The 26,926-nt window shown below is 60.2% G+C and carries 25 protein-coding genes; 15 read left to right on the top strand and 10 right to left on the bottom strand.

Annotated features, from left to right (window positions below):
- The first annotated feature begins 146 nt into the window (after positions 1–146).
- From ACMQ11_RS01450 to ACMQ11_RS01440, 3 genes are all read left to right on the top strand, one after another.
- Complete coding sequence (locus ACMQ11_RS01450) at positions 147–1,988, top strand: BACON domain-containing protein (RefSeq protein ID WP_418990882.1); 1,842 nt, start codon at positions 147–149, stop codon at positions 1,986–1,988.
- A gap of 91 nt (positions 1,989–2,079) precedes the next feature.
- Complete coding sequence (locus tag ACMQ11_RS01445) at positions 2,080–4,011, top strand: LamG-like jellyroll fold domain-containing protein (protein WP_418990881.1); 1,932 nt, start codon at positions 2,080–2,082, stop codon at positions 4,009–4,011.
- A 127-nt stretch (positions 4,012–4,138) separates the two neighbouring features.
- Positions 4,139–6,388 (top strand): CotH kinase family protein, encoded by a 2,250-nt coding sequence (locus tag ACMQ11_RS01440; protein ID WP_418990880.1) that lies wholly within the window; start codon positions 4,139–4,141, stop codon positions 6,386–6,388.
- Between the two features lie 86 nt (positions 6,389–6,474).
- Here ACMQ11_RS01440 and ACMQ11_RS01435 read toward each other — a convergent pair whose 3' ends face one another.
- From ACMQ11_RS01435 to yihA, 5 genes are all read right to left on the bottom strand, one after another.
- Positions 6,475–7,863, bottom strand: a complete 1,389-nt coding sequence (locus ACMQ11_RS01435; protein ID WP_418990940.1) for a glycoside hydrolase family 140 protein — start codon at positions 7,861–7,863, stop codon at positions 6,475–6,477.
- A gap of 14 nt (positions 7,864–7,877) precedes the next feature.
- Positions 7,878–8,690 (bottom strand): twin-arginine translocase subunit TatC, encoded by an 813-nt coding sequence (gene tatC / locus ACMQ11_RS01430; RefSeq protein ID WP_418990879.1) that lies wholly within the window; start codon positions 8,688–8,690, stop codon positions 7,878–7,880.
- A gap of 9 nt (positions 8,691–8,699) precedes the next feature.
- Positions 8,700–8,933 carry a twin-arginine translocase TatA/TatE family subunit gene (gene tatA, locus ACMQ11_RS01425; RefSeq protein WP_418990878.1) on the bottom strand — a complete coding sequence of 78 codons (234 nt, stop codon included), beginning with the start codon at positions 8,931–8,933 and terminating at the stop codon, positions 8,700–8,702.
- 222 nt (positions 8,934–9,155) lie between these two features.
- Positions 9,156–10,097, bottom strand: a complete 942-nt coding sequence (locus ACMQ11_RS01420; RefSeq protein ID WP_418990877.1) for a ribose-phosphate diphosphokinase — start codon at positions 10,095–10,097, stop codon at positions 9,156–9,158.
- A 464-nt stretch (positions 10,098–10,561) separates the two neighbouring features.
- The gene (gene yihA, locus ACMQ11_RS01415; protein WP_418990876.1) at positions 10,562–11,158 is read right to left on the bottom strand and encodes a ribosome biogenesis GTP-binding protein YihA/YsxC; all 597 of its coding nucleotides are present in this window, start codon (positions 11,156–11,158) and stop codon (positions 10,562–10,564) included.
- A gap of 95 nt (positions 11,159–11,253) precedes the next feature.
- On the opposite strand from yihA, the gene ACMQ11_RS01410 reads away from it, so the two are divergent.
- The 3 genes from ACMQ11_RS01410 to ACMQ11_RS01400 all read left to right on the top strand — a co-directional run bounded on the left by ACMQ11_RS01410 (position 11,254) and on the right by ACMQ11_RS01400 (position 13,301).
- Positions 11,254–12,291, top strand: a complete 1,038-nt coding sequence (locus ACMQ11_RS01410; RefSeq protein ID WP_418990875.1) for a linear amide C-N hydrolase — start codon at positions 11,254–11,256, stop codon at positions 12,289–12,291.
- 111 nt (positions 12,292–12,402) lie between these two features.
- Positions 12,403–12,774, top strand: coding sequence for a glycosyltransferase (locus ACMQ11_RS01405; protein WP_418990874.1), 372 nt, complete (start codon positions 12,403–12,405; stop codon positions 12,772–12,774).
- Positions 12,768–13,301, top strand: a complete 534-nt coding sequence (locus ACMQ11_RS01400; protein ID WP_418990873.1) for a glycosyltransferase — start codon at positions 12,768–12,770, stop codon at positions 13,299–13,301. Before ACMQ11_RS01405 ends, ACMQ11_RS01400 begins: the two co-directional genes overlap by 7 nt.
- Here ACMQ11_RS01400 and ACMQ11_RS01395 read toward each other — a convergent pair.
- The 3 genes from ACMQ11_RS01395 to ACMQ11_RS01385 all read right to left on the bottom strand — a co-directional run bounded on the left by ACMQ11_RS01395 (position 13,293) and on the right by ACMQ11_RS01385 (position 17,144).
- On the bottom strand, positions 13,293–14,651 hold the full coding sequence (locus tag ACMQ11_RS01395; protein ID WP_418990872.1) for an acyloxyacyl hydrolase: 1,359 nt from the start codon (positions 14,649–14,651) through the stop codon (positions 13,293–13,295). The two genes, ACMQ11_RS01400 and ACMQ11_RS01395, sit on opposite strands and share 9 nt — an antisense overlap.
- 343 nt (positions 14,652–14,994) lie before the next feature.
- Positions 14,995–16,389, bottom strand: coding sequence for an arginine decarboxylase (locus ACMQ11_RS01390; protein WP_418990871.1), 1,395 nt, complete (start codon positions 16,387–16,389; stop codon positions 14,995–14,997).
- A gap of 260 nt (positions 16,390–16,649) precedes the next feature.
- Positions 16,650–17,144: a hypothetical protein gene (locus tag ACMQ11_RS01385; protein ID WP_418990870.1), complete on the bottom strand. Its 495-nt coding sequence runs from the start codon at positions 17,142–17,144 to the stop codon at positions 16,650–16,652.
- A 365-nt stretch (positions 17,145–17,509) separates the two neighbouring features.
- On the opposite strand from ACMQ11_RS01385, the gene ACMQ11_RS01380 reads away from it, so the two are divergent.
- The 5 genes from ACMQ11_RS01380 to secG all read left to right on the top strand — a co-directional run bounded on the left by ACMQ11_RS01380 (position 17,510) and on the right by secG (position 20,889).
- Positions 17,510–18,187: a hypothetical protein gene (locus tag ACMQ11_RS01380; protein ID WP_418990869.1), complete on the top strand. Its 678-nt coding sequence runs from the start codon at positions 17,510–17,512 to the stop codon at positions 18,185–18,187.
- A 16-nt stretch (positions 18,188–18,203) separates the two neighbouring features.
- Positions 18,204–19,409, top strand: a complete 1,206-nt coding sequence (locus ACMQ11_RS01375) for a sigma-54 interaction domain-containing protein (protein ID WP_418990868.1) — start codon at positions 18,204–18,206, stop codon at positions 19,407–19,409.
- A gap of 135 nt (positions 19,410–19,544) precedes the next feature.
- Positions 19,545–20,036, top strand: a complete 492-nt coding sequence (locus ACMQ11_RS01370; protein ID WP_418990867.1) for an LptE family protein — start codon at positions 19,545–19,547, stop codon at positions 20,034–20,036.
- Positions 20,037–20,040: 4 nt separating this feature from the next.
- Positions 20,041–20,526, top strand: a complete 486-nt coding sequence (locus ACMQ11_RS01365; protein ID WP_418990866.1) for a hypothetical protein — start codon at positions 20,041–20,043, stop codon at positions 20,524–20,526.
- Between the two features lie 12 nt (positions 20,527–20,538).
- The gene (gene secG / locus ACMQ11_RS01360; RefSeq protein WP_418990865.1) at positions 20,539–20,889 is read left to right on the top strand and encodes a preprotein translocase subunit SecG; all 351 of its coding nucleotides are present in this window, start codon (positions 20,539–20,541) and stop codon (positions 20,887–20,889) included.
- A gap of 417 nt (positions 20,890–21,306) precedes the next feature.
- Here secG and cdaA read toward each other — a convergent pair whose 3' ends face one another.
- Both cdaA and ACMQ11_RS01350 read right to left on the bottom strand, forming a co-directional pair.
- The gene (gene cdaA, locus ACMQ11_RS01355; protein WP_418990939.1) at positions 21,307–22,107 is read right to left on the bottom strand and encodes a diadenylate cyclase CdaA; all 801 of its coding nucleotides are present in this window, start codon (positions 22,105–22,107) and stop codon (positions 21,307–21,309) included.
- 264 nt (positions 22,108–22,371) lie between these two features.
- Complete coding sequence (locus ACMQ11_RS01350; protein ID WP_418990864.1) at positions 22,372–22,956, bottom strand: OmpH family outer membrane protein; 585 nt, start codon at positions 22,954–22,956, stop codon at positions 22,372–22,374.
- A gap of 162 nt (positions 22,957–23,118) precedes the next feature.
- Here ACMQ11_RS01350 and ruvA point away from each other — a divergent pair, with 162 nt between their 5' ends.
- From ruvA to ACMQ11_RS01330, 4 genes are all read left to right on the top strand, one after another.
- Complete coding sequence (gene ruvA, locus ACMQ11_RS01345) at positions 23,119–23,703, top strand: Holliday junction branch migration protein RuvA (RefSeq protein ID WP_418990863.1); 585 nt, start codon at positions 23,119–23,121, stop codon at positions 23,701–23,703.
- Positions 23,704–24,082: 379 nt separating this feature from the next.
- Positions 24,083–24,691, top strand: a complete 609-nt coding sequence (locus ACMQ11_RS01340; RefSeq protein WP_418990862.1) for a hypothetical protein — start codon at positions 24,083–24,085, stop codon at positions 24,689–24,691.
- 15 nt (positions 24,692–24,706) lie between these two features.
- A complete protein-coding gene (locus ACMQ11_RS01335) occupies positions 24,707–26,296 on the top strand; it encodes a hypothetical protein (RefSeq protein WP_418990861.1) in 1,590 nt (529 codons plus the stop codon).
- A 199-nt stretch (positions 26,297–26,495) separates the two neighbouring features.
- Positions 26,496–26,735, top strand: a complete 240-nt coding sequence (locus ACMQ11_RS01330; protein ID WP_418990860.1) for a DNA-binding protein — start codon at positions 26,496–26,498, stop codon at positions 26,733–26,735.
- The last annotated feature ends 191 nt before the right edge of the window (positions 26,736–26,926 follow it).

Below are 26,926 nucleotides of genomic sequence, written 5' to 3'. Positions count from 1 at the left end.
CTTTCAAAATAATTCCATTCACTAACCATTAATTACCACTTAATTACCAAAACATGAGAAAAAAATCGTTTTTAATGTTTCTTGCAGGGATGTTCGCCGTCTGCGGCGCACTTGTCTCATGCAGTGATTCGGACGACACGGACGGAGTGAACAAACTCCAGGTCACGCCCTCCGGAGACATTACGTTCAAGGCCGACGCCAATCAGGATGTCGTCCTAACCGTGGTGACCGACGCCGCCAAATGGAGCGTCGAGAAAACCGACTGGATCACCGTCAAGCAGGATGGTAACAAGTTGACCGTCAATGCCGAAGCCAACACGGACGAGTCGCCGCGTCCCGGACGTATCACCATCTCGGCCGGAACGGCCGAGCCGGTCAAGATCAACGTGCTCCAGGAGGCCGCCGAGGTGGGAGAGACCGTCCTGACGGTAACCCCATCGGAGGCCCTTGCGTTCGAGGCCAAGGACAACCAGCCCGTCGTGCTGACCGTTACGACCAACGCTTCGAGCTGGACGTTCACCTATCCCGAAGAATGGATGACCGCTTCGAAGGAGGGCGACAAACTGACGGTCAATGCCAAGGACAACACGGGCGAGGCCCACATGGGTCAGATCGTCGTTACCGCCGAGCAGAAGACGGTGAAGATTGCCGTAACGCAGAAAGCCGCCTCGACCGATCCCGATCCCGTGGAGAAGATCGCCGGAGGGCTGAAGACCGCCGATGCGCTGGCCCACATGTTCCCGTACAAGGAGCCCGAAGCGGTCAAGAAGACCCTCATGTTCGAACTGGAGAAAGCCGCCGAGGCCGAGACCCAGGTCAAGGTCCAGCTCGACGAGGCCTATATCGCGGAGTACAACTACCTGAACGGAACCAAATTCATCGCATTCCCCCAGGCGAACGTGACCATCGCCAACAACGGAATCGTGACCATCGCAGCCGGTGCGACGAGCGGTTCGATCGAAGTGACGCTCGCTCCGAGCGCGGGCCTCTCGATCACCGACGCCTACATGGTTCCCCTGCTGGCAGTGGCTCAGACGGCCAACGTCTCCGTGAAAACCGATGCTGCCCGCGTGAATTTCACCGTCAAGCAGCAGGGGTCGAAAACGGTCAGGAATTTCCTCTATTTCGAGGTCAACGACACCAACCCGCTCAACGCGCTGGAGTATGTACTCGAGGACGGTCAGCTGTTCTTCGACGCCGTCGTCCTCTTCTCGGGCAACATCCACTGGGATACGCAGAGCGGCAAGCCGTACATGCACTATAACGACAACGTGACGGCCCTGCTCGCGGACAAGGAACTCTATATCCAGCCGCTGCGCGACCGCGGCATCAAGGTGCTGATGGGCGTCCTGGGCGACCACGACGGCAGCGGTCCGGCCAACCTGACGGAAAAGGGTGCAGAGGTATTCGCCGAGCACCTTGCCGAAATGTGCGTCGAATACGGTCTGGACGGCATCTGCATGGACGACGAGTATTCGGAATACAACAAGGCGCCCAACAACGAATATTTCTCGGGCAGCAGCCGATCGCTCCAGCAGGCGACCTATTTACTCGAGCGTACGAATTATTACATGAAGAAAGATGTGCCTTGGGATACGATGATCGCCGTATTCTATTGGGGCATCTACGGCTCGGGAATGCCGTCGATCAACGGCCGTCAGCCGGCTGAGTTCGTCGACATGGTCAACGCCAACTACGGCGGCAGCGCAAGTCCGGTAGCCGGCGGCGATCTTTCGATGTGCTCGTTCCAGTCCGTCGAGTGCAATCTCGGTGGCGGATCGGTCAGCGAAGCATCGGCACGCTCGGCCAAAGAGCGCGGTTACGGCTGGTGCATGTGGTTCGCACTCGATCCCGTCCTGGGCCGCGAACCGTGGAGCAAGCTCTCGGCCGCAGCCAAGGGTCTTTACGATCAGGATCTCAAACCGCGGACCGGCTATTACAAGAAGACCGGCGCCGGGAGGTACGATCCGAAACGTTATGAAGAGTAATACCTGACCCGAGCCACTTACGGCGGCGGTATGAAAAACGCATGCGCTTGCATACCGCCGCTTTTTTCCCAACATAAAAACAATCGATACCATGAAAATTACGAAATGGTTCCTTTTCGCTGCACTCGCGCTCGTATGCTGCGGTGCCTGCGACGATAAAGACGACGATCCCGCACCCGCACCGGACAAAATCGCCATCACCCCGAAGACGGCCAACGTCGGCAGCAAGGGCGGCGATGCCTCGGTGCTGGTTACCAGCTCGGGGGAATGGACCCTCGCGGGCGATGCGAACGACTACGTGACCCCCTCCGCCCTGAAAGGCAAGGACGGCGACATCGTCAAGTTCACCGTGAAAGCCAACGACAAGGAGGAAGATCAGACTTTCAACTATACGTTCACCTGCGGCAAGGAGAAAGCTGCCTACGCACTCACGCTCAAGAAAAAAGCTTCGCAGACAGAGGAGCAGCTCGAAATCACTTTCGTTCCCGAGACGAACATCCTGCCGCGCACGGGCGGCGAGGTGAAAGTGCTGGTTACCAGTTCCGACGAATGGTCGCTCGAGGGCTCCTATACGTTCGTACACCCGTCGGTGACCGGCGGCAGCGATGGGGCCGAGGTGACTTTCAGGGTCGATCCCAACGAAACCGAGACGGATAAGGTCGCCGATTACGTCTTCAAGATGGGCAGCAAGAGCGAACCGTTCCGCATCACGCTCAAAGGCGGCGTTATCTACACCGTGGAGATTGTCGGGGAGAAAGAGCTCAAGCTGCCTTACACCAAGCAGGATCAGGTGGCCGTCACGCTCAATACGAATATTCCGTACCGCGACCTGACTGCCGAGATCACCTCCACCGAGGAGGGCTGGCTGACCAAAGCCGTCACGGTGCAGGGAGCCACCGAAAATGAAGCCGTCATGTATTTCGATCTGACGCAGAATGGCGGTCTCGAGGCACGTGAAGCCACCGTGAAGATCGCCGGTCCCGAGGGAGGCGAAGACGTGCTGAAGATCACCCAGCTGCCGCAGTCCAAGATCGGCGTGGCCGAGACTACCTACTACCTGGAGACGGCCGCATCGACGCTCGAGGTGCCCGTCACGGCCAATGTCGATTACGAGGTAACCCTTTCCGACACGGCAGAGGGCTGGCTCACCTGCAACGATGCGGACAAGGCTAACCTGAAATTCACCTACCAGGACCTGCCCGAGGGAACCATGCGTTCGTGCACGGCGACCCTGACCGAGAAGAATCCCGCGGCGGGCATGCAGCCGCTGACCGTCGTACTGATGTTCTCGCAGAAAACCAAAGGCATGATCAGTACGGCCGTCAACATGACCGGAACCCGCGCATGGCCCGCCTGGAACGATCCTGCGCCCGTCACCGACATGACCGCCTTTACGCTCGAAGCGCTGGTGAATCCGACGGTCAGCCGGATGAGCGGCAGCCTGTCGACGATCATGGGTATCGAGGGCAAGTTCCTCGTCCGTCTGGGCGACGTGGGTATTCCCTGGAATCAGGTCCAGGTGGCCTGGGATTCCGGAAAGCCGGGAACCTGGGGCAATATCGAGGGCAAACTCTCCAATGCGGACATGAAAGTCCCCGTCAACGAGTGGACCCACGTAGCCGTGACGTTCGGCGACGGGATGGTCAAGGTGTTCATCAACGGCGTGGAGAAAGGCTCGACGACGACCGACGTTCCCGCAAAAGTGAACTTCGGCGTGGCACACAACGACGAGCAGGCTCCTTCCGGACAGCAGATTACCCGCTGCTTCTGGGTAGGCTATTCGTACGAGTCCGCTCGTGATTTCCGCGGCATGATGTCCGAACTCCGTATCTGGAACCGGGCGCTGTCTGCCACCGAACTTGCCGAAGAGGGACGCCGCTACGATGTCGATCCCAACTCAAACGGTCTGGTTACCTACTGGAAGTTCGACGAGGGCCAGGGTGATGTGGTGAAAGACCACACCGCTTACGGCAACGACCTGGCATCCGACGGTCTGAACTGGGAAACCGTCAGCCTGCCCTAAGGGCAATTGTAACGAAACAGAGCGGAAGCAGCTCCGGACTGGCTGGTTCGGAGCTGCTCCTTTTTCCGGCCGGGCTCCGCCTCCGACCGACGAAGCTATTCATCACCTTAAAACCAACCCAGAAAGAATGAAATTTGCATCCCGTTTTCTTATCCCGTGCTGCACGCTGCTTGCGGGCCTGCTCGCCGGGGCGTGCTCCGACAACGACAAGCAGATCGACGATTTGCCGGAACCGCCCTCGCTCACCGTCTCCCGAACGACGTTCGGCCACGTCGATGTCGACGGCACCGTGCTTTATGCGACGGTGGCCTCGACCCGGACCGCCGAGGTCGACTCCTCCGAAGAGTGGTGCGAGGCCGTGTTGCTCGCCGATACCGAGAAAGACAACTTGCGCCTGACCGTCCTGGCCAATCCCGAAGAGCGGGAACGCACGGCGACCGTTACGGTGAGTGCTCCGGAGTGCGACCCGGTTACCGTCACCGTCGCGCAGGCGGCACGCACGCCCGAACCCTACCTCACGCTCTCCGCCGGGGAGTTCCCCGAAGTGACGAGCACGGGCGAGACCCTTTCGGTAACGATCACGACCAACCAGTCGGGTGTAAGGGTCGAATCCAGCGAAAAATGGTGCGAAGCCGCCTACAACCCCACGCTGACCAAAGACAACCTCACGCTGACGGTCGCCGCCAACCCCGGCCCGCAGCGCACGGCAACGGTTACGGTGAGCGTTCCGGCGTGCGAGCCCAAGCAAATCGTCCTCACGCAGCTTAAAAAGGTCAACGCCACGTGCGACCTGTTGACTTTCGGCATTACGAAAGCGAAGAACCTCGCGCTGACGGGCGATCTGAAAATCACGTTCGACAAGAGCGCCCGCACGCTCGAGGCCATCTACCTGAAATGGATCGGGGGCGCGAATCCCGAGTTGATGATTCCGACGTTCACCCACAACGGCGAAAAAGTGCTCGTGAACGGCCAGCCGGTCGTCTCCGACCAGACGAAGATCTCGCTGGCCGACGACGTGGCCCTGGAGGTGGTGGCCGAAAACGGGGACAAAAAAGTCTACACCGTCTCACTCAACTGCCCTCAGATCAACACCGAACTGGCGGTGCTGCACATGCAGCCCGCCTCGGAGATCGTCGGCAAGGAGTACTACGTGGACACCCGGATCGAACTCTTCGACAAGTCGGCTGGCGCAACCGGCATGGGATGGTGGAATACGGACGAAAACGGCAAAACGATCGAGATGCGCGGACGCGGAAATTCGACATGGGGTCTTCCGAAAAAGCCTTTCCGCATGAAATTCCCCGAGAAATTCAGTCCGGTCGGTCTGGACCACGCCAAGGCCAAAAGCTGGGTGTTGCTGGCGCAGGATATGGACAAATCGTTGGTTCGCAACCACATCGCTTTGCAATATTCACGGATTCTCTTCAACAGGGCCGAAAATTACCACGATCAGGCGGCGGTGCTGTTCACCGCCTCTTCGAAATATGTCAACGTCTATTTCACGGGCACCTATTACGACAGTTCGACCGGTCGGCGCGAGCAGAAAAAGGGCGACTATCTGGGCGTTTACCAGATGAGCGACCAGCTGGAACGCGCCAAAGGGCGCATCGAGGTCGACGAACTCGACGACACCTCCCCCACGGAGGACATCGAGGGTGGCTACATCATCGAGACCGACATCCACGAGGGCAATTTCTATTCGTCGATGAAGCGGATCAAGATGAGTTACAAGTACCCCAAGGACGACGAGTGCAAACCCGAGCAGTACGAATACATCACCGGCGTGATCAACCGGGCCGAACAGGCGCTCTATGCCTCCGATTACAAGGACCCCGCCAACGGCTGGCGCAAGTATTTCGATGAAAAGAGCCTGGCGGATTTCATCATCGTCAAAGAGTTGGCAGGCGACATGGACGGGTTCACCAGTACCTATATGTATAAACGCCGCGGTGTCGACAAGCTCTTCTTCGGACCGATCTGGGATTGCGACAAAGGCTGGGACAACGACAAGCGCATCCCGCACGGCAATTATCCTCCCTTGTCGAGCCTGATGATCCACGCCGGATTCTGGATGCCCTCCTATGTCGAGAACGACTGGTTCTGGCGTTTCTGGGAGGATGAAACTTTCCGGGCATTCGTTGCCGAGCGGTGGAAAGCCAAGAAGCCCGAACTGCTCGCCGCGACCGACCGGATTTTGAACGAAGTCCCGGTCGACATGGCCAAGGCCATCGAGGCGAATTTTACGGTCTGGGATTTCTACTACCAGTACAGCGACGAAGCCAAGATGCCTGCGAGGACCTATCCCGAGGAGATCGAACGTGTCCGCACGCTGACCCGACAGCGCGCGGCCCTGCTCGACAAACTATTCAACAAATAAACTCCCGAAACCTGAAAAACGGATGGGCGGTACCTGCATACTGCCCATCCGTTTTTATGTGCTGGTCGACTGCTCTTAGAGCTGCGTCACAACTGCGCCGTCAGCGCGCTCACATACTCCCGCTCCGCATCGGCGACCACGAGCACCCAGTCGTTGCCGACGTGGTGGCCGCCAGGGGGCCGGAACGTCGCGCGCACGGTGCGGAACATTCCGATGAATTCGAGTTGGCCGTCGCGCGGCGAGTACCACCACGCCTTTTTCTCCGTCCCGCCGATACGCGAAAGATCGACCGTCAGCGGGGCGCCCGTGTAGGTATAAAACAGGGCGTAATCCGCTCCGCGCGTGGCGGCGACCCGCTCGTAGCGCGTTCCTTGAGGCGCGATTACCATCTCCTGCGCGGGGACGCGCTCGAAATAGGGAAAGGCCAGCAAGAGCCTTTTAAGGTGGCGCATCTGGCGGTAGCCCTTGTCCCCGAGGGCGTCGTACCAGTATTTCGTCGCCCCGTAGGCGGCCGGAATGCCCGGGCGGAGAAACTGCATGACGGAGTTATGGCCGTAGGTGTGGCCCGCGGCCCCGGCGAATACCGACCAGTAGGCATACCGCCTCACGTCGGCGGCCTGCCAGAAGCCCTCCCGCGGGTCGTGCAGCCCCTTGGGGATCGCTTCGTAGGAGGGCTCCCCGTCGATGACCGGTCTGAGCGGCTCGGCGGCCAGACTGCGCTCGACATAGCGCCAGTTGTCCTCCTCGGTGCTGTCGGCGATGGGGTAGTGCAGCTCGCCGTTGCGCTGCCCGTAGCGGCGGTGACCGCTCTGGAACATGTTGAAATCGAGCCATCCGGCTTCGTTGAACCAGTCCGTCGAGAGGGTCCGGCCCCGGGGGTGGAACGTCATCAGGTGGTCGGGGTCCGCCTCCCGGATCGCCCGGGCCAGCGCGTGCCACACCTCCGTTTTCACGTCGCCCGGAATGTCGCCGCCGATGATCCACACGATGTTGGGCCGACTGCGGTAGCGACCGCCCAGGAAACGCCCGTAAGCGGTGGCCTCATCCTCGTTCATCTTCCCGGCCTTGACCGGTCCGCCCCAGATGCAGACCATGCCCACGTAGACGCCCCGCCGGGCCGCGGCGTCGACGAGGTAGTCCATGTGATCCCAGTAGCCGTAGACCCCGGGTCGGTCGATCCTTGAAAAATCGAATCCGTCGGGCATCGAAAGCTGTCCGTAGCGGTTCACGGCCGGTACAGCATTCACGGTCTGCACCTGCACGACGTTGAATCCTGCCTCGGCGGCCCGGTCGAGGTAGTAATCGTTCTCGTCACGGTCGAGCCGCTCGGGGAGCAGCCAGGCCGTGTCGGCGAGCCAGAAAAAGGGGGTGCCGTCGGCGTGGCGGAGGTAGCGGCCGTTGTCCGAGACCTCCAGCCGGCCGTGCTTCCACGGTTGGGCCGCTACCGCCAGTGTGGTCAGGAGCAGCAACAGCATTAGAAAAAGTCGTTTCACTGGGGTAGTTTTTTTGCCGCCCGCTCCGCAATGCGGATGCTCAGCTGGTAGAGACCGAAAAGCGGCAGCAGCACCAGCACCATGCTGAATGCGTCGGGCGGGGTGATGACGGCTGCGAGGATGGCCAGCACGACGATGGCGTGTCGGCGGTAGCGGCGCAGGAATTCGGGGCCCAGGAGCCCCATGCGAGTGAGGTAATGGACCAGCAGCGGCAGCTGGAACAACACGGCGCAGGCCGCCGAGACGTTGATGACGGTCGAGAGGTAGGAGTTCACGTCGATCATGTTCCGGACCGTTTCGCTGACGCTGTACTGCGAGAGGAACCCGATGGTCAGCGGCGCGATCACGAAATAGCCGAAAGCCAGGCCGCCGAAAAACCCCGCCGAGACCCACCCGACGAAGCGGCGGCATCCGGCCAATTCGCCCGGCGTGAGCGCCGGACGTACGAACCGCCACAACTCCCACAAGAGGTAGGGGAATCCCGCGCAGAGCGCCGCCACCAGTGAGACCTTCAGGTGGAGGTTGAACTGCCCGGCCATTGTGGTGCTCACCAGCCGGAGGTGCTCCGTGCCGGCGGCGAGCCCTTCGATCCCGGAGCGTTCGGCCAGCCAGGCCAGCAGGCGGTTGGTCGGAAACCCGGGCGCGAGCGGCCCGAACAGAATCGTATCCACGAGCAGCTTCTTGCAGCAGAACGCCGCGACCAGGAGCATCCCGATCGCCACGACGCCCCGCACCAGGTGGGGCCTCAGGGCGTCGATGTGCTCGAAAAAGGTCATTTCGGCCGCCGGACCGCCTTTGTTCGGGAACATGGCCGCCTCTTATCGCTTCGGTTCGTCGCTCTTTTCGGCGTCGGTGCCGTCGGCACGGGGCGCTTTGGGCTCGGAGGCCGAATAGTCCTTGTCCATGGCGTCCTTGAACTCCTTGACCCCGCGGCCCATGCCGCGCATGAGTTCGGGAATTTTCCGTCCTCCGAAGAAGATGACTACGATCAGCAGGATGACCAGGATTTCGGTCAGACCGATTTTACCTAAGAACAGGGGGTTGATAAACATGGCGTTTGCGGTTTTTCGGGTGAGTGGCCGGCGGACGTTCCGGCGGCGTGCAGGACAAATGTACGAAAAATTCCGACACGCTGAGTCCGCGGGCGTATCAAAAAGGTCTGCTCCATGAACGCAAAGCGGGCAGGATTTCGTTCCTGCCCGCTTTTTCCGGGTGCTGCGCCCGCGCCTCGAGAGACGGCGTTGTGTCCGGTGCCCGGAGGCCCTGTTCGCCGGCTATTTGAAGAAGATCGACGAAATCTCCTTGTAGTTGTGTACGCGCTCGATCACGTCGGCGAACATGTCGGCCACCGAGAGGACCGTGAACTTGTGCAGGTCCTTGTCCGGATTGAGCGGAATGGTGTCGGTGACGATCACCTCCTCCAGAGCGCTGTCGTTGATGCGCTCGTAGGCAGGGCCCGAGAGTACGGGGTGGGAGATGGCGGCCCGGACGCTCTTGGCGCCGCGCTGCATGAGCATGTCGGCGGCCATGCAGATCGTGCCTGCCGTGTCGATCATGTCGTCGACGATCAGGATGTTGCGGCCCTCGACCTCGCCGATGGCGGTCATCTTGCCCACCACATTGGCTTTCGAACGCTCCTTGTGCGAGATGATGATGGGGGTCTCGAGCAGCTTGGCGTAGGTGTTGGCCCGCTTGGCGCCGCCCATGTCCGGCGCTGCGATCGAGAGGTCCCGAATCTGGAGGCTCTTGATATAGGGGATGAAAATGCCGCTGGCGTAGAGGGCGTCGACCGGAATGTCGAAGAATCCCTGAATCTGGTCGGCATGCAGGTCCATCGTCATCACGCGGTCCACGCCGGCCGCCATCAAAAGGTTGGCTACCAACTTGGCGCCGATCGGTACGCGGGGTCGGTCCTTGCGGTCCTGGCGCGCCCAGCCGAAATAGGGCATCACGGCCACGACTTTGTAGGCCGAAGCGCGTCGTGCGGCGTCGATCATCATCAGGAGCTCCATCAGGTTGTCCGAGGGCGGGAACGTCGACTGGATGATGAAGACCGTGCAGCCGCGGATCGACTCGTTGTAGCAGGGCTGGAATTCGCCGTCGCTGAAACGCAGGACCTCGGCCTCGCCGAGCGTAGTGCCAAAACTGGCTGCGATCTTCTCGGCCAGGTACTCCGAACCGCGGCCCGAGAAAATTTTGATTTTGTGGATAGCCATGAATTTTGCGCGATTTTGCTGCCTCCCGGACGGTTCATGCCACGGCCGGAAGCCTCCGTGGGGAGGGCTTTGCCGTGACACACCCCTGCGGGCGGGCGGTTTGCTGCCGCAAAGATAGGACAATGCGACGAGAAAACACAGCGTACGGACGCCCTTTTTTCAACAATCGGTTAAACTTTTGCAAAACCCGGGCGGGCGGCGATTCGCAATTCACAATCAGGATCGGGGACCGATCCCCGTCCTTGCCCTCGCCTCTGCCAGCTCTATTAAAGGATGCAATTAATAATTGTCATTCCGGTTCGCAGCCAGCGGGGGACAAGCCGGGCCTCGTGCACGGTGCAGTCCTCCGCCCGGGGTGGCTGCGGACTGCCGCCGCTAAAAGCGACGAAAAAAGTTCTCGATCCCCGAGCTTGTCGAGGGGTCGCAAATCCCAAACACCCGCGGGAATAAGTATGAATTGCGAATCAGGAATTGCTCAGACACCGCCCGATAAAATCGAGCAGTTCGTCGCGCCCGGTGCCTTTCTCCGACGAGGTGACCAGCATGGGCGGCAGCTCCTCCCACTCCTCGGCCAGGGCGGAGCGGAAACGCTCCGCGTTGCGGTCGGCCTGCGCACGCGAGAGTTTGTCGGCCTTGGTAAAGACGATACCGAACGGTATGCCGTTAGTGCCCAGCATCTTGATGAATTGCAGGTCGATCCGCTGGGGTTCGAGCCTGAGGCCGATCAGCACGAACAGAAAGTGCATCTTCTCGCAGCGGAGCACGTAGTCGGTGATGAGTTTCGAGAATTCGCTGCGCACGGCTTTCGAGGTGCGGGCATAACCGTAACCGGGCAGGTCGACCAGGTACCACGCCCCGTCGATCAGAAAGTGGTTGATGAGCCGCGTCTTGCCGGGCGTGCCCGAGACCTTGGCCAGCCCCGCCCGTCCGGTGAGCATGTTGATGAGCGACGACTTGCCGACGTTGCTGCGCCCGATGAAGGCAATGTCGGGCAGGTTGTCTTTCGGGACCTGCCCGATTCGCTCCGAGGAGCAGCGGAATTCGGCTTTTCTGATCTGCATCGTACTGATTTTTGGGCAAAGATAGTGCATCCCGCCCGATTTTCCGAACCTTTAGCATCTCTTTTGCAGGGGTAGGGCAGTTAAAACCACCTCCTATGAAAACATTACCTCTGCTGCTGTGCGCTGCGGCGCTGGCGCTGGCTCCCGCGGGCCGGGCGTGCACGCGGGCCGTCTACCTCGGACCCGACGGCATGACCGCGACGGGCCGCACGATGGACTGGCGGGAAGACCCGCAGACCAACCTCTATATTTTCCCGCGCGGCATGGCGCGTCGGGGCGCGCGGACGGACAATACCGTTTTCTGGACCTCGAAATACGGTTCGCTCTCGGCCGCGGGCTACGACATCGGCATTACCGAGGGCATGAACGAGCGCGGGCTGGTAGCCAACCTGCTCTTCCTGACCGAGACGGTTTACGACCGCCCGGGCGACACGCGGCCCGTGATGGGGCTGAGCATCTGGACGCAATATGTGCTCGACAACTTCGCCACCGTCGCGGAGGCCGTCGCCGAACTCTCGAAAGAGCGGTTCCGCATCGACGCCCCCGACCTGCCCAACGGCGTCGAGTCGCGCCTGCACCTGGCGATCTCCGATCCCTCGGGCGACAGCGCCATCTTCGAGTACATCGACGGCCGGCTGACCATTCACCACGGCCGGCAGTACCAGGTGTTGACCAACTCCCCGACCTACGACAAGCAGTTGGCCGTCAACGATTACTGGCAGTCGATCGGCGGTCTTGTAATGCTCCCCGGCACCAACCGTTCGTCCGACCGCTTCGTGCGGGCGTCGTTCTACATCGATGCCGTCGTGCAAAGCTCCGATCCGCGCGTGGCCGTGCCGACCGTCATGTCGGTCATGCGCAACGTCTCGGTGCCCTACGGCATCTCGACCCCCGACAAACCCTACATCGCCTCGACGCGCTGGCGCTCGGTCGCCGATCAGAAGAACCGGGTCTACTGGTTCGAGCCGACGCTCGGGATGGAGACCTTTCGGATCGACCTTTCGGCGGTCGATTTCGCCCCGGGCAGCGGCGAACGCGTGCTCCGGCTTACGGGCGGTGAACGATACACGGGCGACGCCACGGATTCATTCCGCCCCCTGGTCAAGCCGTTCCAATTTCTGTTCGGGGAATGAGAGCCGCACCAAGTAGCTGACGGTCCGGGGATGCTTCGTGCATTCCCGGATTTTTTGTCGACCGAGCCGGAATAATTCCTATCTTTGCCTCCAGTTTTCAACCCATACCACATGAAGAACAACCATTTCATCATCACACGGTTCAACCTGAACCTCTATGCGCGGGACAAGCGTCGGATGCCCACCCGCACCCGGCTCTGGCTGGAGCACCGCTTCGAGGTGTTCGAACGCTACTGCCTGCCCTCGGTCGCCGCCCAGACCGAGAAAGATTTTACGTGGCTCTGCCTCTTCGACGCCCACACGCCCGACGAGTACCGCGACCGGATCGAGGGCTATGCCGCCGTCTGCCCGCAGTTCCGGGCCGTCTGGTACGACGACACACAATCGGCCTCGCTGACCGAAAGCCTGCGCACGACGCTGCTCGACCTCCGGTACGGCGAACGCGGCCGCAGAAATTCCCCCCCCCTCAGCCCGAGTTGCTGATTACCACCAACCTGGACAACGACGACGCGCTTTCGGTCGATGCCGTCGAGTTGCTCCAAAAATCGGTCGTCTATACCTCTGAAAGGCACATTTACAGCTTTCTCTACGGCTACCAGTATTTCGCCGACCGCCGTTTTCTGATCCGCATGCGCTATCCGCACAACCATTTCCTGACCCTTGCGGAGCCTTTCGACCGAACCCTCCAGACCATCGTCTCCTACACCCACACGCGGGCTGTCTTCCAGTTGCCGACCACCTACATCCGTTCCGGCGGCGGGCAGTGGCTCGAGATCGTCCACGAGGACAACGTGAGCAACGACCTGCGGATCAACATCAAAATCTGGAACATTCCGGTGCTGCGCGCCCGCTCGCTGGCCGATTTCGGCTTGGCGGAGCTGCGCGTGGGGTGGTGGGGACAGTGGCTGAAGACCCTCTTCCTGCTTCCGGCGCAGTTCGTCTGCACGGCCGCCGAGCGGCTGCGGAGCAAGCGCGAGCGCGAACGGCTCAAGCGGGGCGAGCTATCGTAGCCGCGGATACTTGTTGTTGAAGCGAAAACCGATACCCAGCATCAGGTAGTTGGGCGTCTGGAAATCGCGCAGGCAGTAGCCGATGTGGACATAGGAGCTGTGCGTGACGGCGACCTTCAGGGTGAGCATCTGGTAAAACGCCTTGAGGTCGCCGCCCTTGTGCAGCACGTTGACCCCCAGACCGATACCCACCGTGAAATAGGGCATGACGAACTCCGTGCGCAGCGACGTGCCCAGCGCGAGTTGCTTGTTCAGCGCCGGCTTGTAGAACGTGTAGCCCGGATCGCTGCCGCCGTATTCCGAAATGTAGTCCTCGGTGTAGATGTTGGCGCTGCCGTCGTAAACGCCGTCGAGCGAAAGTCCTGCGCGGAACTTGTAGCCGAAATTGTACATGGCGGCGAAATTGAACCCAAGCACCGTGTAGGTGTGGGGCGAAGCCAGCTGCTTGTCGTGGAACGCCACGCCCTTGCGGCACCACGAGCCGAAGAGCGTCAGGTCGTAGCTCACGTGGCGGTTGAACGCCGGACGCAGCGCACGGGGCGTCCGACCCGCCAGCGGTCCGGCCGGCTCGCCGAAATTGTACGTCAGCCCGATCTGCCCGCCGATCGAGTTGAGCCCGGCGTTGGGGAATTTGGTATTGCCGTTCGAAAAGTGGGTCAGCACCAGTCCCGCGTTCAGATCGATCCGCGGGGTGAGTTTCCAAAGCAGGTAGAAATCGGTGTTGAGGTAGGCGTTCATCTTCGAACCCGTCATCACGTTGTCGGGGTTGGTCTCACGGTCGTAGGGCTTCCAGCCGAACGAAAGCCCGAAATTCCACTCGTAGTTCAGCGACAGCCGCTCCCCGATACGGGCGATGCGTGCGCCCTGGAAGAGGTAGACCGCCACCGGATTGCCCAGCTCCGTTTTGTTGCCGAATGCGAAACGGGCCACGCCGAGACCCTGGTAGGTGCCCCCATAGATGCGGTCGGGCAGCGAGCCGGGGCGGAAACGGAACGAATAGCGGAGGTGGAACGACTGTGCCAGGTCGATCGGCTTGCGGGCCCGGTTGTCCCCTGCGAGGAACGGATTGGTCGGCACGACCCACTCGGGACGGTAGCTCACGCCCGCCTGATGGATCAGGCGGCTGCGCTCGGGACGGCGGCTCGCGGTGCGCCCGTCGACGAAACCCGCGGTATAACCGGCGGCGTATCCGTCGTCGAAGCCCAGCCGGTAGTCGGCCGTGCGCAGCGAATCGCCCGTGAGGCGCATCTGCCGGGGCTGCGCCGGGAGTGTATCCGCGGTACTCAGCCGCCTCGGCTGTGCTCGCTGCCTCGGCTGTGCCCCGGCCGGGACAACGAAAAACAACAGCATCCCCCAAAGGAGTGCTGTTTTTCCTGTCCGTATCGCTGCGTCCATCAACTTGAATTCGGGTTTTCGACCGCCCAAGGTACGAAATTTTCGCCAATTCGAACCATCCTTGCACCGGAATATCGCAAAAAGACACCTGGCAATTCGGAATCTTCACTATTTTTCGTGATGAATTTCGTTCGCCCCACCCCCTCGTGGGCGGACGACAGGTAGCACAGCGACCCGGAATTCCTGATTGTTATTGCAGGATGGCTGCGGACTGCAACAAGGTGAAAAGTGAAAGGTGAAAGGTGTCCTCGTTCACGGGCGACCCGCAATTCTGAATCGCTCCCGCCTCCGGCCCGGATCAGTAACCCAGGATGCGGAGCATCGAGCGGTAGGACTGCTCCTTGGCGAACAGGCGCGTGTAGTATTCGTTGTCCGACTTGTCGCGGTCGATGATGATGTGCTTGGGCGCCGGAATCAGGCAGTGCTGGATGCCGCCGAAGCCGCCGAGCGCCTCCTGGTAGGCCCCCGTGTGGAAGAATCCGATGTACTGGGTCGATCCGGGGTCGAGCTTGGGCAGGAAGATGGCGTTGGTGTGGCACTCCGAGTTGTAGAAATCTTCGCTATCGCAAGTCAGGCCGCCCAGCAGCACGCGCTGGTACTCCTTGTCCCAGTTGTTGACGGCCAGCATGATGTAGCGCTGGTCGATGCCCCACGTATCGGGCAGGGTGGTGATGAACGACGAGTCGATCATGTACCAGTTCTCGCGGTCGTTCTGCTGCTTCTGGTTGACGATCGAGTAGAGCGCCGCGCCGCTTTCGCCCACGGTGAACGAGCCGAACTCGGTGAAGATGTTGGGCTCTTCGATGCCGTTGCGCTGGCAGATGTTTTTGATCTGGGCGATGATCTCTTCGGTCAGGTACTCGTAGTCGTACTCGAAATTCAGGGAGTTCTTGATCGGGAAGCCGCCGCCGATGTTCAGGCTGTCCAGTTCGGGGCAGATGGCTTTCAGTTCGCAGTAGATGTTCATGCACTTCGACAACTCGTTCCAGTAGTAGGCCGTGTCCTTGATCCCGGTGTTGATGAAAAAGTGCAGCATTTTGAGCTGGAATTTCTTGCTGTTGCGCAGCTTGGCCTTGTAGAAATCGACGATGTCGTTGTAGCGGATACCCAGCCGCGAGGTGTAGAACTCGAACTTGGGCTCCTCCTCGCAGGCGATGCGGATGCCGACCTTGCATTTCTTAGTGAAAGCGTCCTCGAACAGGTCGAGCTCCTCCTTGTTGTCGAGCACGGGGATCGTGTTCTCGAATCCGTCGTTGACCAGCTGGGCGATGTTCTCGACGTACTGCGGGCGTTTGAATCCGTTGCAGACGATGTAGCGGTCCTTGTCGATGATGCCCCCCTCGTAGAGCGCGTTGATGATGTGGATGTCGTAGGCAGACGAGGTCTCCAGGTGGATGTCGTTCTTCATGGCCTCCTCCAGCACGAACGAAAAGTGGCTCGACTTGGTGCAGTAGCAGTAGTTGTAGGTCCCCTTGTAGTCGACCTTGGCCATGGCCACGTTGAACATGCGCTTGGCCCGGTTGATCTGCTGCGAAATCTTCGGCAGGTAGGTGATCTTGAGCGGCGTTCCGTACTGCTTGATCAGCTCCATGAGCGGAATGTCGTGGAAATTGAGCTCGTTGTCCTCGACCGTGAACTCGTCCTGCGGAAAGTCGAATGTCTGCTCGATCAGATCGATGTACTTGTCTTTCATGATTCGGTTCGCTGCTTGTTTTTCAATCCGGCTCGCCTGCATTGCAATTTTCGGGACAAAGTAGCGCGCGCGGATTTTTATTTTTTAGGGGATGCAAAGTAGGCGATTATTTTTCAAATAACCAACACTCCGGCACTTTATTTTACGCATGAACAACTCGAATGCAATTCCGGATCGGCCCCGGTCGGAGTCGATCCGGAATTTACATTGGTATGAACCTCTTTACGCAAGGCATGACTTTTCAGGGGGACGGGTGCCGGTTATTCGAACGCAAAGACCCGCCTGAGGCCTTTGCGCGCCGCATCGAGCATTCGGGCGGCAAAGTCGTCCCGCTCGTCGCCCGTGGGGCTGCGCATGTCGAGCAGCGCGATGCAGCGGTCGAAATCGCCGACCTCGCGGAAGAGTTCGGCCCGGAGCAGCCGCTCGTCCGGATCGTCGGTGTCGAGCAGGGCGCCGAGCCGCTCGGCCAACTCGATGAACGCCGTTTCGGTGCAAGGCTCTTCGGCCGGTCCGTCTTCGCCCTGCTCCCGGTAGGGGTCGTTGCGTGCGTGCAGGGCCAGCATGCAGGCCGTCTTCTCATCCAGCAGCTCTCCGGCTGCCATGAGGTACTCCTCGAAAGAGGGCAGACATTGGCCGGTAAATGCCGCCTGCATGATCCAGTCGTCGTCGTCCGGGGCCTCGCAGCGGTGCTCCAGGGGAACCAGAAGCGTACCGCAGGCGGGACACTTGACCAGCGCCGGGTTTTCGGGCAGCATCGGTGCGTCGAATTTCAGGTCGGACCGTATTGCCCGACAGCAGTGCGTATTCTTTCAGGGTGGTTTGCTTGCAGCCCGGACAGCGGATCGCTTCGGCAGGTCCGAAAACGGTGGCCGGGGCTTGCCAGATGCAAAGCAGCAGGCACAGCAGAGAGAGTAGGCGTTTCATGGGTTTGTCGTTCGGTTTGCTCAAAGTTAGTGTTTTTTTTCTCCCGATCCGTTTTTTTTGCCCTGCGATTTGGGAACGCCGGCGGGTTTGCGTGTCCGCACCCGGAAAATTTGCGTCGAAGAAAGTGGGGCGGAGGCTTGTTTTTCTCGGCGAAAAGGGGTAATTTTGGGCCCGTAATCAAAAGCAATCCGTAACCGTGCTCATCCATACCGTGTCGCAATACCTGGAGTCGCATAAGCGGCTCGTCATCCCGCAGCTGGGGACGTTCATCGTCAAAGAACCCGGCCGGAGCGTGCTCTTCTCGGAGCTGTTGAAGCGGGACGACGGCGTGCTGCGCGGGCTGCTCGCGGCCGACGGGCTGAGCGAAATGGAGGCCGCGGGGGAGATCGACCGCCTGGTCTTCGAGGTGCGTCATGCTGTGGAGCACGGCCGGGAATACGAGTTGGAGGGATTCGGGACGATGAAACCCGGCCCCAACGGCACCATCGCTTTCGCCTACGAACCGGCCTCGGAACCGTCGGCTCCGGCTGCCGAAGCGGCTGCTACCGCCACGGGCGCCCGCAAGCAGGTCTATGTCGAACCGCGCATCTCTCCCTCGGTGAAGATGAACCCCGAGCCCTATGTCAAGGGGCTGCGCTACGGCAAGCCGCACAAGACCACCGCGGCCTATACCTATGTCGACAAACCTCCGCGGCGGCGTACGGACCGGTTCCTGCTGATAGCCATCCTTGCAGCGGTCGTCGCCGTGGCGGCCATCGTGTTCGGCTACTGGCGCGAGGCACGGGAGCGGCAGGCGGAAGCCGCCGCTCAGGAGCAGGTGCAAATCCCGCCGGCGGAAACGCAGGCCCGACAAATTCCGCCCGCTGCGGAGTAAACTCAACAGAAAATAAATGACGGAAATCACGACAGTCAAACAACGCTTCGGCATCATCGGCACCTCGCCCCTTCTGGACCGGGCGCTGGAGGTGGCGCTACGCGTGGCCCCCACCGACCTGACGGTGCTCGTCACGGGCGAGAGCGGTGCGGGCAAGGAGTTCTTTCCGCAGGTCATCCACGCCTACTCTGCGCGCAAGCACAACAAATACATCGCCGTCAACTGCGCGGCCATTCCCGAGGGCACGATCGATTCGGAGCTGTTCGGCCACGAAAAGGGCGCTTTCACTGGTGCACTCGAAGCCCGCAAGGGCTATTTCGAGGAGGCAGACGGCGGCACGATCTTCCTGGACGAGGTGGCCGAACTGCCGCATCCCACGCAGGCGCGCCTGCTGCGCGTGTTGCAGACCGGGGAGTTCATCCGCGTCGGGTCGTCGAAAGTGCAAAAGACCAATGTGAGGGTGGTCGCCGCCACCAACGTCAATCTCCACGAGGCCATCGCCTCGGGCCGCTTCCGCGAGGACCTTTACTACCGCCTGGGCACGGTGCCCATCGCGGTGCCGGCGCTCCGCGAACGTCCCGAGGATATTCCGCTCCTGTTCCGCAAGTTCGCCGCCGACGTGGCCGAGCAGTACCGCATGCCCGCCGTGACGCTCGACGAGGGGGCGCGGCGGATGCTCTCGGAGTACTACTGGCGGGGCAATATCCGCCAGCTGAAAAACGTCGCCGAGCAGATTTCGGCCATCGAGCAGGCGCGGATCATCACCCCGGAGGTACTCGCCAAGTACCTGCCGCCGCAGGGCGCCGGAACGCCCGCGACCACGGCCGCCTATGCCGACGAGGGCATGTCCACGGAGCGCGAACTGCTCTACAAGGTGCTCTTCGACATGCGCGCCGACATCAACGACCTCAAGCGCATGCTCTCGGAGTTCGTGCTGGGAGGTGCTCACCGTGCCGAACCGGGCCGCGACATCAAGGGCCTGCTCCCCTCGACGGCCCAGAGTTCGGCCTACGCCCCGGCTCCGGTCTTTGCCGAAAGCGAGGAGGTGCGGGACGAGCCGCCGCACGAAATGACCAAGGCCGACATGCAGCGCGAGCAGATCGTGCGGGCCCTGAGGCGCAACAACGGCCGCCGCCGCGAAGCCGCCGCCGAACTTTTTATGTCCGAGCGCACACTATACCGCAAGATAAAGGAGTTGGGGATAGAGGATATATCCAATTAAGAATTAAAAATTAAAAATTCAGCATTGAAACGAGTGCTGCTTGAAGCGGGAGCGGAGCGAGAGAGAGGATGACTAAATAATATGGAAATGCACAAATTCAAAAATACTATTTCATTTTTCATTCTTCATTTTTCATTGCTCGCAATTGCGATTGCGAGCGCCGGTTGCGGCGTGGCCATCAAATACTCGCTGTCGGGGGCGTCGATTCCGCCCGATGCCAAAACCTTCTCGGTGGCCTATTTCCCCAACAACGCCACGATGGTCTCGCCCATTCTGAGCTCGACGCTCACCGAGGCGCTCGTGGACATGTTCACGCGCCGCACGCGGCTGCAACAGGTCGACGAGGGCGGCGATTTCGCATTCGAGGGCGAGATCGTCAACTACACCTCGACCACGGCGTCGGTGTCGAGCGACGACTATGCGCTGCTCAACCGCCTGACGATCACCGTCCGCGTCCGCTTCACCAACGCCGTGGACGAGAAAGCGTCGTGGGCCAACCGCACTTTCACGGCCTACGAGGATTACGAATCGACCCAGCTCCTGACCGAGGTCGAGGGGACGCTCATTCCCCAGATCGTCGAGAAGCTCGTCACGGACATATTCCAGGCTTCGGCCTCCAACTGGTAGCGGCATGAGCGATCTGAAAGCATGTTTTGACTCTACGTCGGCTGCGGCTCCCGCCGTCGCAGAACTGGATGCGCTCCTGGCCCGCTGCGGGTGGTTCACCCCGGCGCGCATCCTGCGCCGGAAGCTCACGGGCGAGCGCGATCCGCTGCTCGAAATCGTCGCTCCCTGGCGGGTCGAGAGTTCGCTCACGGCGCCTGCCGTCGATCCGGCCGCCCTCCAGGCCGTCTCGGCGGACGAACTGATCGACCGGTTTCTCCGCGAGGAAGACCTGCGCATCGTGGCCACGGAGGGTGAACCCGACGTCGAGGTGCTCACCGAACCCCGCCTGGACGACGAGGACGAGGTGGTGAGCGAACAGCTGGCGGAAATCTATCTCGCACAGAGGCTTCGGGAGCGCGCCGTGGCGATTTATCGCAAATTAAGTTTGCTAAATCCCGAAAAAAGTGTTTACTTTGCCGAGTTGATTCGTAAAATCGAAAACAATAATTAAAAATTTGACGATATGTTATACACGATTTGCATTGTTCTGATCCTCATTGCGAGCGTTCTGGTGATCCTGGCAGTCCTGGTGCAGAACCCCAAGAGCGGCATGGCCGCCAATTTCGGCGCCTCGAATCAGGTGATGGGCGTGCGCGAAACCTCCGATTTCCTGGAGAAATTCACCTGGGCGATGGCCATTGCGATCGTCGTGCTGAGTCTCGTGGCCACGCTGGCGATGGACAAGGGCCTGGTCGCCGAGAGCAACAGCGAAATTTCGAAAGACGCCAAGGCATTGCAGGAGCGCATGATCGAGAGCGAAGCTCCCGCCGCCATGCCGCAGGCCGAGATTCCGGCCGAGCAGCCCGCCGAGTAAGACCTCTCCCTTATCGGGATAGCGTAAAGACCGCCCAAGAGCGGTCTTTTTCATTTTGTCATTCCGAGCCATTGAGGGAGGAGTCGTCTGCTCAAAGATCAGAAAGTTCCCTCGTCGCTTGCGCTCCGTCCACTCCACGTCCCATCTCATTCTCGATCCTCGAGCGAAAGTCGAGAGGTCGCAGTTTTTTCAGCCCCGTCCTTGCGATACCTCGACGATGTTCGCTTAGGTTCGCTTCCGGCCCAAAGCCGGAAGCGGCAGTCCGCAGCCCCCGGATGCGGAGGACTGCACTACGCATTGGCGACGTGCCGTCCCCCGCTGGCTGCGGATTGCTGCCGCCAAAAGCGGCTCGGGCAAGACATTAGCGAAAAAATTCCTTGCGCGAGGCTTGGAATGATGCGAAATATAAGCGTTCGGCTACTCCGCCACCTCCTTTTTCGAGCGCTTGCGGCTGTTGATCGTCAGGTAGCGCTGCAAGGTCTGCTGGAGGCGCACCGGATCGACATCGCGCCGCAGCTCGCCGCCCTGGGCGATCGAGATACCGCCGGTCTCCTCGGAGACGACGACGATGATGGCGTCCGAAATTTCGCTCATGCCGATGGCCGCGCGGTGGCGCGTGCCGTACGACTTGGGCACGTCGCTCTGCGTGACGGGCAGGATGCACTTGGCCGCCACGATGCGGTCGCCCTCGATCAGCGTGGCGCCGTCGTGCAGCGGGGCGTTCTTGAAGAAGATGTTGCGGATAAGCGCCGTGGAGACCTTGGCGTCGATGGCGATGCCTCCCTCGGCGATCAGCGTCAGGTCGCTCTGCTGCCCGATGACGATCAGCGCCCCGGTCTTCGATTCCGACATTTCACGGCAGGCCGTGACGATCGGCACGACGTTGGTCTGCACCCGGTCGTCGCCCGTCGAGAAGATGCGGGTGATGAAATTGAACTGCTTCTGGCGCATGCCGATCACTTGCAGGAACCGCCTGAGTTCGGGCTGGAAGACGATGATGAGCGCAATGGCGCCCACCGAGATCAGCTGCCCGAGGATGGTCGACAGGAGCTCCATGTTGAGCGTCCGCACGACGACCCACAGCAGGTAGATGGCGATGATCCCCGACAGAATGTAGGGGGCATTGGTGCCCTTGGTCATGCGGTAGATCCAGTACATGATGACCGCCACCAGGATAATGTCTATGAAATCGACGAATGTGAACGGAACGAAGCCCATGATTTGAGTGTTGTTGATCCGGCGCGTCACCCGGACAAGCTCCGGAATCCGCAACGGGATTTTATCCGAGCGCAAATGTAGGAAAAAAGCGGTGGATTACCAACTTTCGGGGGCAGGGTCGACGAAATACCTCGGCTTCCGCACAAGAAATCCCTGGCTTCCGCGAGGTCTCTCCCCGGCTTCCACACGAAAAACCACCGGCTTCCGCACGGGAAACCGGTGGCAGGGTAGCTCCCGGGCGGCGGCCCGGGTGGCGGCGAATGCCTATTTTTTGGTGTTCTTCTTGTCGGCGGCGTAGAGCTCGTTGACCTTTTGGAGCACGGCGGGCGTGATGTTGAGCGTCGTATCGGCGTCGATCAGGGCCGTGGCGTTGATGATGAGTTTGTAGCGCTTGTCGGCGTTCAGTTCCTGCACGGCGCGCTGCATGAGGTCCTGGGCGCGGTTGGTGAAGACGTAGTTCTCCTCGTCGAGGGTCTGCGCCTCTTTCTGGGCCGAACTCTGGTAGGCGGCCACGCGCTTCTGAATACTCTCCTGCTGGGCCTGGGCGTCGTTGGTGGTAATCAGCCCTTTCTGGTATTTTTCCTGCAACTGGGCGGCTTCGGCCTGGAGTTTTTGCTCACGCTGCGCCCAGCTTTTCTGTGCCTTTTGGGTCTTCTCCTGGAGCGCGGCGCCCTCGTTCTTGAACAGATCGCACTCCGCCAGCACGGCCTCGACCTGCACGTAGGCGATGTCGCTCGACCCGACCTGGCGGGTAACCTCTTCGGCAGCGGTGGTCGTCTCGGTGGCTTTCGGGCCGCAGGCCGTCAGGGCGAGGGCTGCGGCGAGAGCGGTAAAAAGAATTTTTTTCATCTTCCGTTTATGCGTTTTTAGTTAAAATTTCGGCATTTGAATCACAAAGGTAAAAAAAAATCTTTACTTTTGTCGCACACCTGAAAATTTTAACGCGACCCGCATTCGAACCCCGTTTTTGCGGCGGGACAGCCGTGCGGCCGCAAAAACGATTTCGATTGCATGTACGAATATATCAGCGGCACGGTCGCCGAAGCGGCTCCGACCCATGCCGTCATCGACACCGGCGGGTTAGGCTACTACTTACACATTTCGCTCGAAACCTTTTCGGCCGTCGAGCACGCCGAGCGGGCCAAGCTCTACGTCCACTACATCGTGCGCGAGGATGCGCAGCTGCTCTACGGCTTCGCCACCAAAGTCGAGCGGGAGTTGTTCCGCCTGCTCTTGAGCGTCTCGGGCGTGGGCGGCAATACGGCCCGCATGATCCTCTCGACCTATTCGCCCCGCGAATTGCAGGGGATCATCTCGTCGGGAAACGCCGTGTTGCTGAAGAACGTCAAGGGGCTGGGGCTGAAGACGGCGCAGAAGATCATCGTCGAACTGAGCGGCAAACTGCTTGCACTCGGGGAGGAGGGTGCGGTGACCGCCGCTCCGGCGGACGCGACGGGGTACGACGAAGCCCTCGCGGCGCTTACGATGCTCGGCTTTTCGAAAGTTCCGGCCGAGAAAGCGCTGCGGCAACTGTTGCGCGAAAGCCCCGGTGCAACGGTAGAAGAGATGGTGCGTATGGCTCTGAAAAGACTCTGAAAAGGCCGAATACTATTTTTTATCATAAAAATAACGCGAAATTCCCCCCCCCTTGGTTTGGCAGAGAATTTGCATTACCTTTACGGCGCCAACGTCGGTGCCAGCCAAACTTTTACGCAACCATGGAGGAGATTCCGTTCGGTTTTTTACTTTTACTGCTCGGTTTATTCGCCGGAGCCTTGATCCTCACGATCGCCGCTTTCGTTCTCAGACAGCGGCGGCTTCAGCGGCTCAAGGACCCGCACAGAGACTATTACAGAGAACGGGGATAGCGAGGCTATCCTCTTTTTTTTGCCCCTGCGGTATGCGATCGGGGCGATTTTTTGCGTTCGATGCGTGTAAATCGGATTGTTTTTGTAAATTTGCACGATTATAACCGATGAACAGACTGATCGCCATATGTTCGCTGCTGCCGCTGCTCGCGGGGGCAGGGTGTTCCCAGGAGGATGAAATCCTGCCCCGACAGAAGGAGCAGACGGTTTCGTTCCTCCAATCCTCCCACACGCCGCGTCTGGTACCCGAAGAGGAGGCCGACCCCGAGAGCCAGTCGCCGTACTACACCACGGCGGGCAATACGGTCTACCGCTACATTACGGATGTCTATAACCCCGACCGGGCCGAGTGGCCCGAGGTGACGCGCTCCTCGACGGTGACAATCACGTTCCGCACCTATGTATTTACCTATTCGACGATCGTGACCGAAGGCCAACAGCTCACCATGCCCTATTACACCAACGACCCCGATCTGGAATACGCCCTGTACGAAGCCGGCCTGACGCCCGGCGCATGGCCGTTCGAACCCTATGTGGTGGATATGCGCAGCCCCGGGATAATAAAAGGGCTTCGTCTTGCGTTACTTGGCTGTCGGGAGGGCGACTACGTCGAGGCCTACATGACTTACAACATGGCCTACGGGGACCCGTACATGTATACGGTACCCAAGGAGTCGCCCGTGGCTTATTTTTTTACAGTAGACAAAGTAGAGTAAAATTTGAATCGAAATATGAAATTTTTCAATCGTTTCCTGTACGTTTCGGTCGCGGGCCTCGTGCTGCTCGTATCCTGCGCCAAGGAAGAGACCGAGTCGTACGACCGATACGAGAACATGGCCCTCGAGGCGTGGATGACGCAGAACCGTCCCGAACTGGTGGAGAACCTCCAGTCGTACGGCGACGCCAGCTACTACCTGGAGGTGCTCGATGCGGGCGATCCGAACTACGGTCCGGTAAACGATACGATCTGCTGGGTGAAATTCAATTTCTCGGGCCGCGACCTTTCGGGCAACGTCATCCTTACGCGCCACGCTTCGGACGCGCAGTTGGCCGGAACCTACACCCGATACACCCATTACGTGCCCTACTACCGCTACGTGGGCGAGCAGAACACGGGGCTGATGGAGGGCACGTGGCTGGCCATGCGCAACACGCAGGTGCTGGGCGAGACCTATTACAACAAGAACAAGGAGCGCCTGGGGCTTTCGTCGCGTGAGCTGCTGCTGCGCAAGGGCTCCCGCGTGCGGCTCTACATGCCCTCGCGCGTAGTCGGCGCGGGCGTCGAGGGCGACGGCGGCTACGAGGGGCAGTATACGCTCAGTTCGGGCAAACCTTTTATCGTGACGCTCGAAATCTGCGACACGATCAAGAACCCGCTCGAGCGGGAGGGCAGCGACGTGGACGCTTTCTGCGAGCTGCCGGCCAACGGCGGCTTGCAGATTTTCAGCAAGGACGACGACAAGGACAACCCCGGCGTGCCGCTGCCGACCGATCCCGTGAAGGATGCGAACCACCCCTACAACGAAGATACGCCCCGCTGGTCGAGCGCCTGCGACTCGGTGCCGCAGCTCTATGTCAACTACCGCTACCGCCCCGAGGAGAAACTCACGTTCCCCGAACCCTACGTCTCGGGCCGCGAACCCTACAACAACGCCGGGTCGGTCGACGCGCTGAACCAGCAGATCGCCGATGCGCTCAAAAAGCGTTTCTATACCGATCCCGAAGCCGAGGAGTACCCGGGTGTCAAGGCGCTGGAGGCCGACTCGGTCAAGCTGGAGGGCAAGGCCAAAATCTGGTATATCGGCCGTTTCCTCGACGGTTTCGTCTTTGATACGAACATCGACGAGGTGCGCAAGATCGTCTTCGGCGAGGTCAAGAGCACCGGTTCGGCGCTCGAATACACGCCCGAGGAGGGGGGCATGATCCAGGCGTTCTACTACACCGTGCCCAACCTCAAGTTCGGCCAGTGGGCCGCGCTCATCACCTCCTCGACCCACGCCTACGGCGCTACGGGCAAGAACGGCAGCACCTCGACCACCACCACCGGCAGCAGCGGCTATTCGTCGGGGTACTACGACTACCTCAACTACCTCAACTACGCCAACAGCTACTACGGCAGCAGCTACGGGGGTTATTACGGCGGCTACTACGGTTACGGCGGCTACGGCAACGGCTACTATGATCCCTACTACGGCTACGGGTACAATTACGATTACGGCAATTCGAACACCGGATCGACCGAGACCGTCACCAGCGTGAGCACCGAGATTCCGCCTTTCACGCCGCTTCTGTTCCAGATTTACGTCGAACCGGCCGAATAGCCCGTTCCCGTTCTCTCTTCGCGCCGCTCTTCCTTGTTGGGGAGAGCGGCGTTGTTTTTGCACGGCATCCGTCGTGGGGCAGGGCGGTGCGGGTCCGTATTTCATTTTTATTACACTTTTTTCATCCGGAAATTTGGCGGTTCGGTAAAATTGTATTAATTTAGTTGTGCAAAGAACATCAACTTAAAATCTAACGGATATGATTATCACATTTAACGAGTTGCGCCGTATCAAGGACAAGCTGCCCAGCGGCAGTTCGCAGCGCATTGCAGACGAGTTGGGAATCGACGTGGACACGGTCCGCAACTATTTCGGCGGCAAACACGAAGCCAAGGAGTGCGTGGGCGTCCATTTCGAACCGGGACCGGACGGGGGTGTCGTGACGCTGGACGACACGACGATTCTCGACGTGGCGATGCGCATCCTGAGCGAGCAGTAAATCATAGTCCTACACTTAGAAACCCGCCTGAACGGCGGGTTTTTTCGTTCTCGATCCCCGTGCGCAGTCGAGGGGTCGCCAATCAATCATTGTCATTCCGAGCGGATGCGAGGAATCTTCCGGGCGTAAGACGCCCGTTTTGTGGGCGACAGGCGGTTCGGGCCCTTTCAGGCCGGTTCGGCGCTCCCGGC

Source organism: Alistipes sp., assembly GCF_048465575.1.
Lineage (GTDB): Bacteria > Bacteroidota > Bacteroidia > Bacteroidales > Rikenellaceae > Alistipes.
The sequence above is the reverse complement of the archived record's forward strand: the minus strand, read 5'-3'. Positions and strand labels throughout refer to the sequence as shown.